13 protein-coding genes are annotated in these 15,747 nt (G+C 58.2%); 5 read left to right on the plus strand and 8 right to left on the minus strand.

What is annotated here, in order from left to right:
- Together PJL69_RS19365 and folD are read left to right on the plus strand one after the other, a co-directional pair.
- Window positions 1–154 (plus strand): formate--tetrahydrofolate ligase (locus tag PJL69_RS19365; RefSeq protein ID WP_271311096.1); only part of this gene is annotated, 154 nt, incomplete at its 5' end.
- A gap of 135 nt (window positions 155–289) precedes the next feature.
- Entirely contained in the window at window positions 290–1,180 is an 891-nt protein-coding gene (gene folD / locus PJL69_RS19370) for a bifunctional methylenetetrahydrofolate dehydrogenase/methenyltetrahydrofolate cyclohydrolase FolD (protein WP_271311157.1), read from the plus strand.
- A gap of 43 nt (window positions 1,181–1,223) precedes the next feature.
- On the opposite strand, the gene glyA is transcribed toward folD, so the two are convergent.
- From glyA to PJL69_RS19400, 6 genes are read right to left on the minus strand one after another with little or no spacing between them, the layout of a single operon-like run.
- A complete protein-coding gene (gene glyA, locus PJL69_RS19375) occupies window positions 1,224–2,525 on the minus strand; it encodes a serine hydroxymethyltransferase (protein ID WP_271311158.1) in 1,302 nt (433 codons plus the stop codon).
- A 17-nt stretch (window positions 2,526–2,542) separates the two neighbouring features.
- On the minus strand, window positions 2,543–5,194 hold the full coding sequence (locus PJL69_RS19380; protein WP_271311159.1) for a phosphoenolpyruvate carboxylase: 2,652 nt from the start codon (window positions 5,192–5,194) through the stop codon (window positions 2,543–2,545).
- Window positions 5,194–6,168: a 2-hydroxyacid dehydrogenase gene (locus PJL69_RS19385; protein WP_271311160.1), complete on the minus strand. Its 975-nt coding sequence runs from the start codon at window positions 6,166–6,168 to the stop codon at window positions 5,194–5,196. Before PJL69_RS19385 ends, PJL69_RS19380 begins: the two co-directional genes overlap by 1 nt.
- Entirely contained in the window at window positions 6,168–7,058 is an 891-nt protein-coding gene (sucD, locus tag PJL69_RS19390; RefSeq protein ID WP_271311161.1) for a succinate--CoA ligase subunit alpha, read from the minus strand. The genes PJL69_RS19385 and sucD overlap by 1 nt, the downstream gene beginning before the upstream one ends.
- Window positions 7,055–8,254 (minus strand): malate--CoA ligase subunit beta, encoded by a 1,200-nt coding sequence (locus PJL69_RS19395; protein WP_271311162.1) that lies wholly within the window; start codon window positions 8,252–8,254, stop codon window positions 7,055–7,057. The genes sucD and PJL69_RS19395 overlap by 4 nt, the downstream gene beginning before the upstream one ends.
- 29 nt (window positions 8,255–8,283) lie before the next feature.
- The gene (locus PJL69_RS19400; RefSeq protein WP_271311163.1) at window positions 8,284–9,531 is read right to left on the minus strand and encodes an aminotransferase class V-fold PLP-dependent enzyme; all 1,248 of its coding nucleotides are present in this window, start codon (window positions 9,529–9,531) and stop codon (window positions 8,284–8,286) included.
- Between the two features lie 203 nt (window positions 9,532–9,734).
- On the opposite strand from PJL69_RS19400, the gene PJL69_RS19405 reads away from it, so the two are divergent.
- The 3 genes from PJL69_RS19405 to PJL69_RS19415 all read left to right on the plus strand — a co-directional run bounded on the left by PJL69_RS19405 (window position 9,735) and on the right by PJL69_RS19415 (window position 12,713).
- Window positions 9,735–10,370, plus strand: a complete 636-nt coding sequence (locus tag PJL69_RS19405) for a response regulator transcription factor (protein ID WP_271311164.1) — start codon at window positions 9,735–9,737, stop codon at window positions 10,368–10,370.
- A 101-nt stretch (window positions 10,371–10,471) separates the two neighbouring features.
- Complete coding sequence (locus tag PJL69_RS19410; protein WP_271311165.1) at window positions 10,472–11,449, plus strand: HpcH/HpaI aldolase/citrate lyase family protein; 978 nt, start codon at window positions 10,472–10,474, stop codon at window positions 11,447–11,449.
- Window positions 11,442–12,713, plus strand: coding sequence for a glycerate kinase type-2 family protein (locus PJL69_RS19415; protein ID WP_333781892.1), 1,272 nt, complete (start codon window positions 11,442–11,444; stop codon window positions 12,711–12,713). The genes PJL69_RS19410 and PJL69_RS19415 overlap by 8 nt, the downstream gene beginning before the upstream one ends.
- A gap of 13 nt (window positions 12,714–12,726) precedes the next feature.
- On the opposite strand, the gene PJL69_RS19420 is transcribed toward PJL69_RS19415, so the two are convergent.
- Together PJL69_RS19420 and tdm are read right to left on the minus strand one after the other, a co-directional pair.
- Complete coding sequence (locus PJL69_RS19420) at window positions 12,727–13,164, minus strand: group II truncated hemoglobin (RefSeq protein WP_271311166.1); 438 nt, start codon at window positions 13,162–13,164, stop codon at window positions 12,727–12,729.
- A 57-nt stretch (window positions 13,165–13,221) separates the two neighbouring features.
- Entirely contained in the window at window positions 13,222–15,591 is a 2,370-nt protein-coding gene (gene tdm / locus PJL69_RS19425) for a trimethylamine-oxide aldolase Tdm (protein WP_271311167.1), read from the minus strand.
- Window positions 15,592–15,747 lie beyond the last annotated feature (156 nt).

The following is a 15,747-nucleotide window of genomic DNA, read 5'->3' on the forward strand; positions in this document are numbered from 1 at the left end:
CTCCGTGCCTGTGCGTGAGGTGCGTCTGTCCGCCGGTGCTGGCTTCATCGTGGTGGTCTGCGGCGAGATCATGACCATGCCAGGCCTGCCGCGCAAGCCTGCTTCGGAAAGCATCCGACTGAACGACGAAGGCTTGATCGAAGGTCTGTTCTAAGGTGTGACACGTGAATGGAGGGCGGGATTTCTGGCTGTCAAAAGTGAATGGCCCAGATGTCTTGCCCTTTGTTTTTCATACTGAATCTGCGCTTCGCGCGCGGGACATTCATTTGGTGTAGAAAAAGGGAATTCGATGACTGCAAAGCTGATTGACGGCAAGGCCTTTGCCGCCACTGTCCGTGAAAAAGTTGCGTCACATGTGACGCGCCTTAAAGAAGACCACGGCATCACCCCCGGCCTGGCTGTGGTGCTCGTGGGTGAAGATCCCGCGTCGCAGGTGTACGTGCGCTCAAAAGGCAAACAGACCATTGAAGCGGGCATGAACTCTTACGAGCACAGGATGGATGCCGATACCACTGAAGCGGATCTTCTGGCGGTTATCGACGCGTTGAACACTGACCCGGCGGTGCATGGCATTCTCGTGCAGCTGCCGTTGCCCGGTCACCTGAACGAAGATCTGATCATCAATTCAATTGCGCCGGAAAAGGACGTCGACGGTTTTCACATTTCAAACGTGGGCCTGCTGGGTACCGGGCAAAAATCGATGGTGCCGTGCACGCCGCTGGGTTGTCTGATGATGTTGCGGGATCATCACGGGTCTCTGTCGGGCATGAATGCGGTTGTGATTGGCCGCTCCAATATTGTGGGCAAGCCGATGGCGCAACTTTTGCTGGGGGACAGCTGCACTGTGACCATAGCACACTCGCGCACCAAGGATCTGCCCGGGGTGGTGAAACAAGCGGATATCGTTGTGGCTGCTGTGGGGCGCCCGGAAATGGTGCCGGGGGACTGGATCAAGGAAGGTGCAACCGTGATCGATGTGGGTATCAACCGCATTGAGCGCGACGGCAAAAACAAGCTGGTGGGCGATGTCGACTTTGAAAGCGCGGCGAAAGTGGCTGGCGCGATCACGCCGGTTCCGGGCGGTGTTGGCCCTATGACCATTGCCTGCCTGCTGGCCAATACGGTCACGGCCTGTTGCCGTGCAAATGGTCTGGCTGAGCCCGAAGGGCTTACGGCATAAAAGCGGCAGGGCGCGCGCGGGTGCACCCTGCAATATTTGCGGTTCAAAGCTCTGGATAGAGCGGGAACCTGGCGCAGAGCGCGGCCACTTCGCCACGTACTTTGGCTTCGACGTCGCCGTTGTTGTCTGCGCCGTGGGCGGCCAGGCCATCCACGATTTCAATGATCCAATCTGCGATTTGGCGGAACTCGGCCTCGCCAAAACCGCGGGTTGTGCCGGCGGGCGACCCCAGTCGAATGCCTGAGGTTACGGTTGGTTTCTCCGGATCAAAGGGCACACCGTTTTTGTTGCAGGTGATATGTGCACGCCCCAGCGCCTTGTCCACGATATTGCCGGTCACGCCTTTGGGGCGCAGGTCAACCAACACAACATGCGTGTCGGTGCCATTGGTCACGGTTGCCAGACCGCCTTTGACAAGTTGATCGGCGAGCGCCTGCGCATTGCTCACCACAGCCTTGATGTAGTCTTTGAATTCAGGGCGCAGCGCTTCGCCAAAGGCCACGGCCTTGGCCGCAATGACATGCATGAGCGGGCCACCCTGAATGCCGGGAAAAATTGCGGAATTCACTTTTTTCGCGATCGCCTCATCATTGGTGAGGATCATCCCGCCACGCGGGCCGCGCAGGGTCTTATGTGTGGTGGTTGTGGCCACATGCGCATGTGGGAAGGGGCTCGGGTGTTCGCCCGCCGCAACGATGCCAGCGAAGTGGGCCATATCAACGTGCAGATAGGCGCCCACCATATCTGCGATTGCGCGCATACGTGCAAAATCGATCTGGCGTGGAATGGCGGACCCGCCGGCGATGATCAGTTTTGGCTGGTGTTGCTTGGCCAGCGCTTCGACTTGATCATAGTCCAGCAAATTGGTGTCGCGGCGCACGCCATATTGCACGGCCGTGAACCATTTGCCCGACTGGTTCGGAGCGGCACCATGGGTCAGGTGCCCGCCTGCGTCCAAGCTCATGCCCAGAATGGTATCGCCCGGTTGGAGCAGCGCCTGAAACACACCCTGATTGGCCTGACTGCCAGAGTTCGGCTGAACATTGGCGAATGCACATCCAAACAGCTGTTTGGCGCGTTCAATGGCAAGGGTTTCTGCCATGTCGACAAATTGGCAGCCGCCGTAGTACCGGCGACCGGGGTATCCTTCTGCGTATTTGTTGGTCATCACGGAGCCTTGGGCTTCCATCACGGCGCGGGACACAATGTTTTCTGAGGCGATCAGCTCGATTTCATCTCGCTGGCGGCCCAATTCCTTTGTGATCGCGCCAAACAGCGCCGGGTCGCGCGCGGCCAGGCTTTCGGTGAAAAAGCTGTCTGGGCTGTCGTAGAGATCTTTGGTCATGGTGGCTCCCTGTCTGTTTATCCGGTCCAGCCAAGGCCGGCGGAGATGCAATTCATGGATTGCATGAGGTGGATGCGGGCTGGGTTTGCGGGGGAAGGATCGGCGCGCACGTCCTGTAGCAGAGTCATTTGCAACTGGTGGGCTGCCTGCAGGGTCGGACCGTTGCGTTCGCATTGGGCGCGCAGCCGTGGGAAGCGCGCGGCCAGAGGCTGACCGGTGATTGTGGTGATCATGGATTGCGTGCGCGCATGTTCCTTTTGAATGTCGCCAAAGATGGTCGCAGAAACACTGGGGTCTTTGACAAGATCCGCATAGCCGCGCGCGATGGTCATGTCGGTAAGCAGCAGTGCCTTTTCCACTTCGTCGATCATCAGGCGGAACAGAGGATTGTGCAGGAACATGCGGTGCAATAGTGCGTCGCTTTGCGCGCCTCGGATTGAACGGAAGGTTTCCAGCGCTTTGCCGACGCCATACCAGCTGGTGATCATTTGGCGGTTCTGAGACCAAGCGAATACCCACGGAATTGCACGCAAGTCGTCCAGACAAGCAGCCCCGAACCGACGCGCCGGGCGAGACCCGATGCGCAGAAGCGCAAGTTCATTCACGGGGCTGGCTTGGTTGAAGTATGGCAGGAAATCCTTGTGCGAAATCAGCGCCGCATAGGCGGTCTGGCTCAGGCTGGCCAGCGCTTCGAGTGCGTCATCCATTTCCGGGTCGATGGGTTCCAATCCGCTATTGGAACTGTGGCGCAGGACTGAGGATGCCAGAAGTTCCAATTGTGCCGCAGCCGTGCCGACATTGGCGTATTTTGCGCTGACAACTTCGCCCTGTTCGGTGATGCGCAGCGCGCCATCCAGCGTTCCAAGCGGTTGCGCTGCGATGGCCCGGTCGGTGGGCGCACCGCCACGACTGACCGAACCACCGCGACCGTGGAAAAAGACCGGCTTCAGACGAAAGGAAGCAAGGCTGCGCGTGATGGCCCGTTGTGCGCGATCAAGCGACCAGATCGAGCGCAGGAACCCGCCGTCTTTGTTGCTGTCAGAATATCCAAGCATGATTTCGATACGGCCGGACCCGTTGCGTAAGCTGCGCAAGGCAAGCGGCGTACTCAAAACATCTCGCAGTATTTCAGGGGCGGCTTCGAGGTCGGGAATGGTTTCGAAAAGAGGCACCACTTTGAGGGACAGTGTCTCTCCTCCGAACCCTGCATAGCGTGCCAGCAGATATACGGCGAGAATGTCATTTGATGATCTGGTCATCGACAGAATGAACGGGCCGATGGCTTCGGGATCGACGCCGGTCTGGCTGTCGCGGATCAGGCGCAACAGGGCCATGAGTTCCGTTGCTTCCTCGGACAGGCGGGTGTCACTGATATGCACAAGGTCGGGTTGGGAGAGCTCGTGCCGCAGGCGGGTGCGCCACTCAGGCGTTTCGGGGGCAGGGGTGTGCCCCTGTGCTTGCCATATGGCCTGAAGCGTGCGTGTGACCACCTCTGAATTCTGACGAATATCAAGGGTGTGCATGCGCAACCCAAAGACCTGCACCTGCCATCGCAAGGGGCGGATCAACTCTTGCGCCAGCAGGCCGGCGTTGATGTCGTGCAGAGCAGTTTCGACGGTTTTCAGGTCTTTCTCGAAATCCTTCACATGCAGGTAGCGCTGATCAGCCAGGCAAGAGCGGATGGCGGCCGCGGCCTGACGGAAGACTTCATTGGGGTTTCGCGCACGTAAAGCTGCGGCATCCTGAGCGCGGGTCTCAATCAGTTGGGTCAGTGTTTTCTGGGTTGCTTGGGGCAGGGGCACCAGCTTTGCGGACACTGACAGGTGCTGAACGATGTCATCCAGACGCTCAAGATAAAGCGCGTGGGCCATATCGCGGGAGCGGGTCAGCGCCTCGGCGGTGACTTTGGCGGTGACATTTGGATTGCCGTCGCGGTCGCCCCCAATCCAGGAATGGAAGCGTAAACAGCAACTGTCTGGCAGGTCGTTTCCAAAGGCGTCCTGAGTGGCGGTGGTAAAACTTTCAAACAGGCGCGGTACGGCCTGCATCAGGCTGTTGCGGTAGAACTGCAGGCCCCAGTCGATTTCTGCATCAAGGGTGGGGCGTTCGAGGCGCAACTCGCCTGTCATCCAGAGCAGGTCGATCTCCATTTCAAGGCTGCGCTGAAGTTGCGCCTCTTCGCGTGGGGACCAGCGTTCTGTTTCGAGATTGACCAAGCAGCGGTAAATGCGCCGGTGGATCTCCAGCACAGAGACGCGTTTGGCTTCTGTAGGATGGGCGGTCAGGGTGGGGCCGACGTTCAGACGATTGTCTTCGATCAGTTTGCGCATGCTGCGCTGGGCTTCTTTGTTGGGCTCAGCGAGGACCTGCGCAAAACTGCCGGTGCGATTGGCTGGGCCTTCTGAGCGGTCTGCCTGACGGAGGGTGCGGATGAATGTGTTTTCATCCAGAATTTGTTGTAGCTGGAACCAGATGGTTGCCGCCTGAAGGTGATCTGATGCCAGGTCCAGAGACCAGCAGGGGGGCGGTGTGCCCTGATCGGTTAAGAGGGCGGGCGCCCGGCGTGCCAGAACACTGGCCCAGGCCTGTTTCAGGCGCGCGCGCAGGCGGTCGGTCTGAAGGGCGAAATTGGCCGTCGGTTGTGAATTTTCGGGCGCCCGCTGTTGCATCACTGCACCTTATCTATTGGGTTTCCATCTTTGAAAAACGCTTCGAGGTTGTCGAGCACGCGAAACCCCATGGCTTCGCGGGTGGCTCGGGTGGCACTGCCCAGATGAGGCAGCATGACCAGATTGTCACATTGCATCAGATCCGGGGCGATGCGCGGTTCGCCATCAAATACATCCAGCCCGGCCCCGCCGATCATGTCAAAGCTGAGTGCCTGAATCAGGGCGTGTTCGTCGATCACCTCGCCACGGGCCGTGTTGATTAGGAACGCATCCTGTTTCATCAAACCAAGGCGTTGGCCGTTGATAAGGTGCTTGTTGGCTGTGCCGCCCGGACAGTGCAGGGAGACAAAATCGCACTGCGGCAGAAGCTCTTCGATGGTGTCGACCTGTGTCGCGCCATAGGCGGCCAGCACCTCTGGCGCGACCTTTGAGCGATTTTGCACAACGATCTTCATTCCAAAACCATGATGCGCCCGTCGCGCCATGGCCTGGCCGATCCGGCCACAGCCAATGATGCCCAGTGTTGCGCCACTCACACGCGTGCCTACCAGGTGCGTGGGACGCCAGCCTGTCCATTGACCTGCGCGCAATTCTCGTTCGCCCTCGCCTGCACGCCGGGCCACCATGAGCAGCAGAGTCATGGCGATGTCGGCGGTGCAATCTGACAACACATCTGGCGTATTGGTGACCGTGATGCCGTGGGTCTTGGCTAGATTCAGATCGATATGGCCAAAGCCCACGCCATAATTCGCCAAAAGCTCGGTTTTGGGGCGCGAGACATCAAGCGCCTCGGCATCCAATTTGTCTGTGACCGTTGGCAGGATTGCATCATATTTCTTGAGAGCCTCGCGGAAATCCGCGTGACTCATGGGGGTGTCTGCCTTGTTGAACTCGGCATTGAAATTCTCCGCCAGCCGCGCCTCGACAGCTGCTGGCCAGCGGCGCGTGACAAGCACATTGGGTTTCGCGGGCATCAGGCGGCCTCCGTCATGACACTGGCGATGGTGTCGCCGATCACGGCTGGGTTGGGCGCAACGGTGACGCCTGCCGCAGAAAGGATTTCGACTTTTTCGCTGGCGCTTTCGCCGAAGGCTGAGATGATCGCACCGGCATGGCCCATTGTGCGGCCTTTGGGGGCGGTCAGTCCCGCGACATAGGCCACCACAGGCTTTGTAATATGGGTACGGATATAGTCTGCTGCTTCTGCTTCTTGCGGGCCGCCGATCTCACCAATCATGCAGATCACATCCGTTTCATCATCGTTCTCGAATTTTTCAAGAATGTCGCGGAATGACGAGCCGTTGATGGGGTCCCCGCCAATGCCAACGCTGGTCGAGACGCCGATGCCGTGTGCCTTGAGTTGCGCCGCAGCTTCGTAGCCCAATGTGCCTGAGCGCCCGATGATGCCGACATTCCCAGGCAGATAGATATGTCCGGGCATGATGCCGAGCAGCGCCTTGCCGGGGCTGATGGTGCCTGCGCAATTTGGTCCGGTCAGCACCATGCGGCGCTCTTTGGGGTAGCGGTACATATAGCGTTTAACGCGGATCATATCCTGTGCCGGAATGCCGTCGGTGATGCACACACAGTAGCGAATGCCGCCATCTGCGGCTTCCATGATGCTGTCGGCAGCAAAGGGAGGCGGCACAAAGACAAGGCTGGCATCTGCCTGAGTTTCGGCAACGGCCTCTTCCACGGTGTCAAAGACAGGAACGCCGTCAACCATTTGCCCCCCTTTGCCGGGCACAACGCCGCCCACAACGTTGGTTCCATATTCCAGCATGTCTGCGGTGTGGAAGCGGGCCATCTTGCCGGTAATACCATGCACGATGACGCGAGAGTTTCGGTCCAGATAGATGCTCATTTCATAACCCTCACCTTGGTATCTTGGGACAATTCGTTCTGCCATGCGCCAACGGCCCGTTCGGCTGCTTCCATCAGGGTTGCGGCACGAATGATGGGAAGCCCGCTTTGTGCGAGGATCTTCTGACCTTCCTCTACATTGGTGCCCGCAAGGCGGACGATCACGGGCACGTCGACTTGCACTTCCTGCAGGGCCTGCACAACGCCGGTCGCCACCCAGTCACAGCGGTTGATGCCGGCGAAAATGTTGACGAGAACGGCCTGAACATTGCTGTCAGACATCACCAGCCGGAATGCCTTGGCAACCCGCTCCGGTGTTGCGCCGCCGCCGATGTCGAGGAAGTTGGCCGGTTCGCCTCCGGCCATCTTGATCGTGTCCATGGTCGCCATGGCGAGACCGGCGCCGTTAACGATGCACCCGATGTTGCCATCAAGGCCGACATACGACAGCCCCCGGTCTGCCGCGCGGCTTTCGCGCGGATCTTCCTGCGATTTGTCGCGCAGCTCTGCGATCTGCGGGTGACGGAACAGCGCGTTGTCGTCAAAAGTCATTTTCGCGTCGAGCGCAACAATGCGGCTGTCGCTTGTCACAACCAGCGGGTTGACCTCTACCATGGTGGCGTCATGTTCGGTAAAGGCGCGATAGCAGCCTTGCAGCGTGCGCACCATTTGCTGTGTCATTGCTGGTTCGATGCCCAGTTTGAAAGCGATCTGGCGGCATTGAAAATCCTGCAGACCCACCGCTGGTTCCACTGTGGCGCGCACGATGCTGTCTGGTTTTTCTGCCGAGATGTCTTCGATCTCCATGCCGCCTTCGGCGCTGGCAACGATCATCACGCGCTGGCATGAGCGATCCAAAACGAAGCCAAGATATATTTCCCGCTCTATCGGGACGCCCGCTTCGACATAGACGCGATAGATGCCTTTGCCATCGGGGCCGGTCTGATGGGTCACCAGCTTGCGGCCAAACATCTCTTCGCAGCCGCTTTGAATGTCTGCGTCATTTTTGCAGATCTTGACGCCGCCCGCTTTGCCGCGGCCGCCGGCGTGTACCTGTGCTTTGACAACCCAGAGTTCGCCGCCCAGTTCGCGCGCGCGGTATACGGCCTGTTCAGGGCTGTAGGCCAATGCGCCTGCGGGTACATCCACGCCAAAGCCGGCGAGGATCTCCTTTGCCTGATACTCATGAATATCCATGATGTCCTCCCAAAATAGCTGTTGGTTTCCTATTCCGCTGCAACAGCGACGCGGTAGTGGCGTTCAAGCACGGCATTCACTGCAGCGTGATCAACACTGCCGCCCAGCTCCTCGATGGCCTGGCCAAAGCGGACAACAATGTCGCGGATGGTGGCCTCGCTCAGCAAATTGAGGATGCCAATGCGCACTTGCACGGGCTCTGACAGGGTGGGCCAGATGCCAAAGTTGCGTGCGCGACAGTTCTGCACGAGTTCCATTTCGCGGCCCGCCAAAGCGCCGGGGAGGTTGAGCACGACCAGCGACGTCATGTTCGATGTGACCTCGCAGCCCATGGCGGCAACGGCTTTGCGAAGGGCTGCCTCGTGTTGGGTGTAATCCTTCGCGCGCTGTGCAACTGTTTGCTGTAGCGCGATGCGCAATGCTTCGTGGAAAGCGGCGACCGCATAGGCCGAATGGGTGCGATGGTAGGTGCCTTTTTCGACATCCTGGCCGTCGATGATGCCCCAATGGCGGGCCTCCATGAGGGGGTGATGCACAAAGCTTCGAGTTCCGGTGGCCTTGAGCGCGTCGACATAGCGATCGGACAGAGACACCGGCGCATAGGTGAGTGGCAGACAGCAAATGCCCTTTTGTGGGCAAGAGGCCCAGCCCGCGACACCGGGGTAGTCATCAATGCGAAAGTCTTCTACGCCCAGAGAGGAGACCGCATCGACCAGCCCCATTGCGTCATGCTTTTCGCAGGCGTCACTGAACCCTTGAATGTCGTTGATGCGGCCGGAACCCGTTTCCCAATGTGCCATCGCGGCCCATTTCGGCTTGTGCTCGGCCAGCGCGGCGTCGACGATTTCACCGGTGACGGATTGCCCGTGCGGCACATTGATGATGGTTACGGATGCGGGCTGTGGATCCAGTGGATTGGCGGCCAACTCTTCTGCGGTTGCGGCTTTCATGCGCACGGTTAAGCCGTCGATGCCTGAGAAAGTGCCGTTGACGAACACGACGACTTTGTCACCGGGCATCACGGCGCTGAACATCACGTCGAGGCCGCTCCAGCCGGTGCCAGCCACACCAAAAGTATGTGTGTTTTCGGTGCCCCAGATTTGGCGGAGCATGTGCTTGCATTCGATCATGCCACGCAGAACATCGCCATGCATATGGTCCGCGATGCCCGCCCCTGCAAAGGCCTCAAGCACGCGTGTGTCGGTGTTGCCGGGGCCGGGTCCAGCAGCGATTGTGGCAGGGATCACCAGCTTTGAGAAAATCTGTGGGCTTTGCATCTTGGGCTCCTAACTGATGTTTCAGTATTCGAATTTCCAAAATGATGACTTGCCTTTGATTTTAAGAAAACGCACCTTGATCCTGCTTTTGTGTGTCTAAAAGGGTGGGGAAATAGCTACCCATGTTGGTAAGTATTCCGTTGTATACCCGAATTGGTGCTACCTAAATGGGTGGTTTATTCGAAATAACTTAGGAAAAACAAATGGTTGAAAAAATCTCTGCTCCGATCTCGATCATGCTTGGTGATGGCAATCCATTGGTGCTGTCAGCCATGTCAGAGATGTTTGACCGCGATGCGAGATTCTCTTTGGTGGCGACCAGCGCCACCGCCGAAGGATTTCTGGGAACGGTGATGCGGGTGCCAGTTCAGATCGGTGTGATCGATTGGGAATTGCCGGTGCTGGGGGCGGAAAAGCTGACCGAAGTGTTGCGTGCTCAGGAGAATGCGCCCCGGCTTATCATCTACGGGAATGATGACAGAGCCTTGGTAAAAAGGGCCATGAGCGCAGGAGCAGCCGCATATGCAACGCGATCTGGGTCTACAGACACCCTGATTCAAACCTGTTTGGATGTGGCTGCCGGTAAAATGGTCTTTCCATTTCTCGATGTTCGTGAGCTGAGAAATGATCCGATCGAGAGCCTTTCCCGCAAAGAAAAACTGCTACTGCATGCACTGGCGACCGGCCTGACAAACAAGGAATTGAGCCGAGAACTGGAGATTTCGACCAATACGGTGAAGTTTCATCTGTCGAATATCTTCGACAAACTGTCGGTCAGAAACAGGGCGCAAGCGATCGCTTACTACTACTCTCATAAAGCAAAGGACGGTCAGGGCTGATCAAGTTGGCATTCATTGGTATGCAGAAAAAATTATTGACAGGAAAATTAGTTTTGGGAAATTGAAAACTGTAGACAGACCCGAGCGCGAGGAGACGCCCCATGTCCTTTTTCCCAATCGAACAAGCCCCCGGCCGCCTGAACCGTAGTGAACTGGCCGTTCCTGGAAGCCAGTTGCATATGTTTGAAAAGGCGGCACAATCTGATGTCGACGTGATTTTTCTTGACCTTGAGGATGCGGTCGCCCCGGACGAAAAGGAGCAGGCCCGCAAAAATATCATCAAGGGTCTGAATGAGATCGACTGGAACACCAAAACCATGTCGATTCGGATCAACGGTCTGGACACGCACTATATGTATCGCGACGTGGTTGACGTGGTTGAGCAGGCTGGCGACCGGCTGGATCTGATCATGATTCCAAAGGTTGGCACCGCCGCAGACGTCTATGCCGTCGATATGCTCACCACGCAGATTGAAGATGCGGTGGGTCTGAAGAAACGCATTGGCTTTGAGCATATCATTGAAACCGCGCTGGGCATGCAGAACGTGACCGAGATCGCGGGCGCCTCAAAACGCAATGAAAGTCTTCATTTTGGTGTGGCGGATTATGCGGCGTCGACCCGAGCCCGCACCACGATCATTGGCGGTGTGAATCCGGATTATTCGGTGTTGACCGATCCGTCTGATGATGGGGCGCGCATGACCCATTGGGGCGATATGTGGCACTATGCACTGGCGCGCATGGTTGTCGCGGCACGGGCGAATGGGCTGCGCCCGATTGATGGGCCGTTTGGGGATTTCCAAGACGCTGATGGCTACCGCGCTGCTGCAAAACGGGCTGCTGTTTTGGGGTGCGAGGGCAAATGGGCCATTCACCCCAGTCAGATCGCGCTGGCGAATGAGGTGATGTCGCCCTCTGAGGCGGAAGTGACCAAGGCGCAGCGTATCTTGGAGGCAATGGCCGAGGCCGAGGCCGCAGGAAAGGGGGCGGTGTCGCTCGATGGGCGTCTGATCGATTACGCATCGATCCGTCAGGCTGAGGTGCTGGTGGAAAAAGCGCGGCAAATCTCTGTTGCTTGATCAGCCAAACCTGCTGCGCGGCGTCGCCCGCACCGCCTTTGATGCGGCGGTGCGGTGCGCTGATCCGGCGCAAGCTGTGCTGGCAGAGCTGTCGCGTGCCCCATTTGCGCCGCTGCCAGAGGGGGCGAAAACTTACTGCATCGCTATGGGTAAGGCAGCCCCAGCGATGTTGCGCCCGTTTTGCCAGAGCCGATCCGGCCCGATGGAAACGCTTTGCGTGACCCATCGCGAAAACACCGAAGTGGTCGCGGCAGATCGGGTTTTTCGCGCAGGCCATCCTGTCCCGGATCAGGAAGGTTTGCGCGCTGCTGCAGCGATTTGTGACATGTTGGAACGCGCTGAGGCGCAGGATCGCGTGATTGCGCTGATCTCTGGCGGTGGATCGGCGCTTGTGCCCGCGCCGCCAAATGGGGTGAGTCTGGGTGACAAACAGACATTGAACCAGCTGCTGCTGCAAAGCGGATTGGGCATCAATGAGATGAATCTGATCCGGCAGCAGGTGTCTGATCTGAAAGGCGGTGGGTTCATGCGGCGCGCCGCGCCTGCGCAGGTAACTGCGTTTATCCTGTCTGATGTTGTCGGAGATGATCTGCGCGCCGTGGCCAGCGGCCCAACCGTGGCCCCACTTGGCACCGCGCAGGAGGCTTTGCAGCTGATCGCAGGGGCGGGGATCACGGATCGGCTGCCGCAGAGCATCCTGACGCATCTGAGCCGTGAAGGGGCTGCGCCTGAGGTCGGGAGAGCAGACAACCGTCTGATCGGCAGCAATCGACAAAGTGTTGAAGCAGCGGCCCGTCAGCTTGGCGAAAAGTTTGACGTCACTGTCGCAGACGCGCCTCTGACCGGGGACGTGCGCGCCGCCGCAGACCAGATTTTTCGCGCCAGTATTGAGAGAGCTGCAAAACATGGGCCTCAGGCGCTGGTCTGGGGTGGGGAAACCACCGTGCGCGTGCGTGGAAACGGAAAGGGCGGGCGCAATCAGGAGCTCGCGCTGCGTGTTGCGGCGCTGGCGGATGCGCAACCGATTGATCGCCCCTGGGTGTTTCTGTCTGGTGGCACCGATGGTCGCGATGGACCCACCGATTCTGCAGGAGCTGTGGTTGATCAGGCCACATGCGCGCGCATTCGCAAGCATAGTCGCGCGCCGTCGCATTTTTTGGAGTGCAATGACAGCTATGCTGCGCTCGCCCTGTCAGGTGATCACCTGATGACCGGTGCGACGGGTACCAATGTGGCGGATATTCAGATCATGTTGATTGCGTGAATCGGATGCGATTTTAGGCGGGCGTGTCCGTTGTATGCGGGGTCACTGGGCTGTCCAGTCGCCAGTCATGCACATCATTCACCAGCATATGTGCGGCACGGCGCAGGGTGGCACGGATGCGTTGGACAGTGGCAATATCCATCAACCCACAATCATCTAGCGCTTTGTCAAATGTCTGTAGCCAGAGGTCGGCATCCTCTTTGCGGATGGGGATGTGTTCGTGCAGCTCCCGCAGGTTCATATGGCCAAAGCGTTCGCGATAGTAGGCCCGGCCTCCGAAGAAGCCGGACAGAAATTCAAACTGCGCTTGCCGGATGTGTTCCATACCATGCCCGCGAAAATGAAGGCGGTGCAGAGGATAGGCCTCTGGGTCCGTTTCCATGCGATCATAGAAGCAATTGACCAACTCTCGCAGCCGTTCCTCTCCACCAATGTCGGTCAATGCACTCATAGATACAGCCTATCTTTGCGTTTGTTCTGATCCTTGATCTTGGTCAACAGGCCAGGCTTACGACCGGGGGCGCGTTTTCTGTGGATCGTAATGCGCAAAGGGCACGATGGTGGCAGGTAGGCGTTTTTGGTGGCCGTCGAGTTTGCCGACTTCTACCTCGGTGCCGACGTCATGATGGGCCACGTCCACCCGCGCCAGCGCGATGTTTTTACCCAAAATTGGCGAGCGCATGGAGGATGTGACTTCGCCGATCTGGGCCCGGCCAATGTGGACGCAGTCCCCGTGAGCGACATCGACATTGGCGTGGATATCAAGGCCAACCAGCTTGCGCGCCGGGGTTTCCTTGCGCCGGATCAACGCGTCGCGGCCGATGAAGTCATCCGTCTTGGACTTCAACGGCACGGTAAAGCCGATGCCGGCTTCGAAAGGATCGGTTTGATCACTGAAATCATAGCCCGCAAAGATCAGGCCGGATTCAATGCGCAGCATGTCCAGCGCCTCAAGGCCCATGGGGCGAATGCCATGTTCTTGCCCCGCGTCCCAGACGGCGTCAAACACCGCGCCTGCGTGGCTGGGGTGGCAGAAGATTTCATAGCCGAGCTCCCCAGTATATCCCGTGCGGGAGACGACAATCGGCGTGCCATCATGATCATGCAGGCGCGCAGGGGTGTGGCGGAACCAGGCCAGATCCTCGAAGTTCGGATGATGCGGCATGGTCCAAATGATCTTTTTCAGCAGGTCGCGGCTTTCAGGGCCTTGCACAGCGATGTTGTGCTGGACGTCGGTGGAGGCGCGCACCAGCACCTTCAGGCCCAGCTTTTCCGCCTGTTCGCGGATCCATTCGCCGCCATAGTCCGAGCCGCCAATCCAGCGGAAGTTGTCTTTGCCCAAGCGGAAAACAGTGCCGTCATCGATCATGCCGCCATGGGGATAACACATGGCCGTATAAACCACGCCGCCCACCGGCAGGGTTTTCATGTTGCGGGTGAAGATATACTGGCACAGGGCTTCGGAATCTGGGCCGGTGATTTCGAATTTGCGCAGTGCGCTGAGATCCATCACGACGCATTTTTCACGCGCAGCGTGGTATTCTTCGATCGGGCCTGCGGTGGACATGCAGTTCGCCAGCCAGAACCCATTATATTCAATGAAGTTCTCGGTGAATTTGGCAAAGCTGTCGTGGAAACCGGTCTGTTTTGTCATTTTCGCCTCGGCATCAGGGGTGGGGCGGTAGGCCACCGCACGTTGGAATTTTTCTTCGCCGCTGTAGGTGCGAACATGAATATCAGTGGGGTTCCAGCCGTTTGCGGCCGACGTGTCATCGGGGCAGGCTGAGCTGACGCAAACCAAATCGGTCAGCGCGCGCAGCAGCACATAGTCGCCCGGGCGGGTCCAGGGCTCGTCGGAATACATGACGCCGTGTTCGTCCAGCGCCGTATTGAAGAAGAAGTTGATCGCCATCCAGCCGGCCCGGCCCGTCACCCCATGCGGCGCAAGCGCAGCATTGAAGTTGTCCGAACAGTTCACATGGCCGGGATAGCCGATGTCGTCATAGTATTTTGATGAACAGGCCAACGCAAAGGCGTCGTGACGCCCGACTGTGTCCTGTATCACTTCGACCAGCGGCAACATGTCGTGATCATAGTATTTCGCATGCAGACCCGGCATTGGATAGGCGTGTTCCATGATGGTGCGCGTGGTGGTCACATCCAAGGCATGTTCGATGCCTTTGTCCAATTTGCGCGCAGCAAAACACTGGAAATCGGTGCATTGGCGGCCATCGACGTCGAGGATCTGAATGTAATCTCCGGCTTTCACGAAGTAGCTTTGCGCTGTGGCGGAGTGGACGCGGATATCGGCAACGGGATCTGCCAGAGGGTCTGGCAACTCAAAGCTGGTGTGGGGCTTGATGACGGCGCGTTTTACCCAGACCGTCAGTGGCGTAGAGGTGTTTTGCAGCTCAAAATCCATCACGCCACCGTGGGCGGCTACAACGACAACGCCATCTCGCCGTGCGGTGAAGATACGGTCTTCTCCTGCAGGGGTGGTTGGGCCGAAAAGGTCGATAGAGCGTGCTGACCCTAGATCTATGCCCCGCGCCTCCAGCCCCAAACGCAACCCACGCAGTGATTGGTCTGAATTGGTCAAAAGTGACTTGAGGCCCGTTGCTGTGCCGTCGCCAGCTTGCCCAAGGACTGCAGGATCGACGACGCCATCGGCGCCCGCTGCGACGATTTCGCAGGGCTGGCCGCCCTCGGTATTGGAGACGGTCAACGTATCGCCAGTTTCGATCCGGATCAGGATTGCCCCTGCGCCTTCAACAACATAGCGTTCTGTGCCCGGCGGCAGTGAGAACACTTGAGGCTGTCTAATCAAGCTTGGCTTGGGTGGTCCGGGTGCAACGTCCGGGTAACGATTGTCGAGCATGTTTCCCCCTTATAGGTGATCCACCATTTGCTTTTGCGGAATATTAGTTAAATATAAAGAATATCCACAAAGCAGTCCTTCGGACAAGAAAAGAAACCAGTTGAACCAATTATTTTGAAAGGTTCAAAGAAAGCAAGTGGGTTTGCGCAACAGAAG

It is taken from the genome of Shimia sp. MMG029 (assembly GCF_027947445.1).
Lineage (GTDB): Bacteria > Pseudomonadota > Alphaproteobacteria > Rhodobacterales > Rhodobacteraceae > Shimia.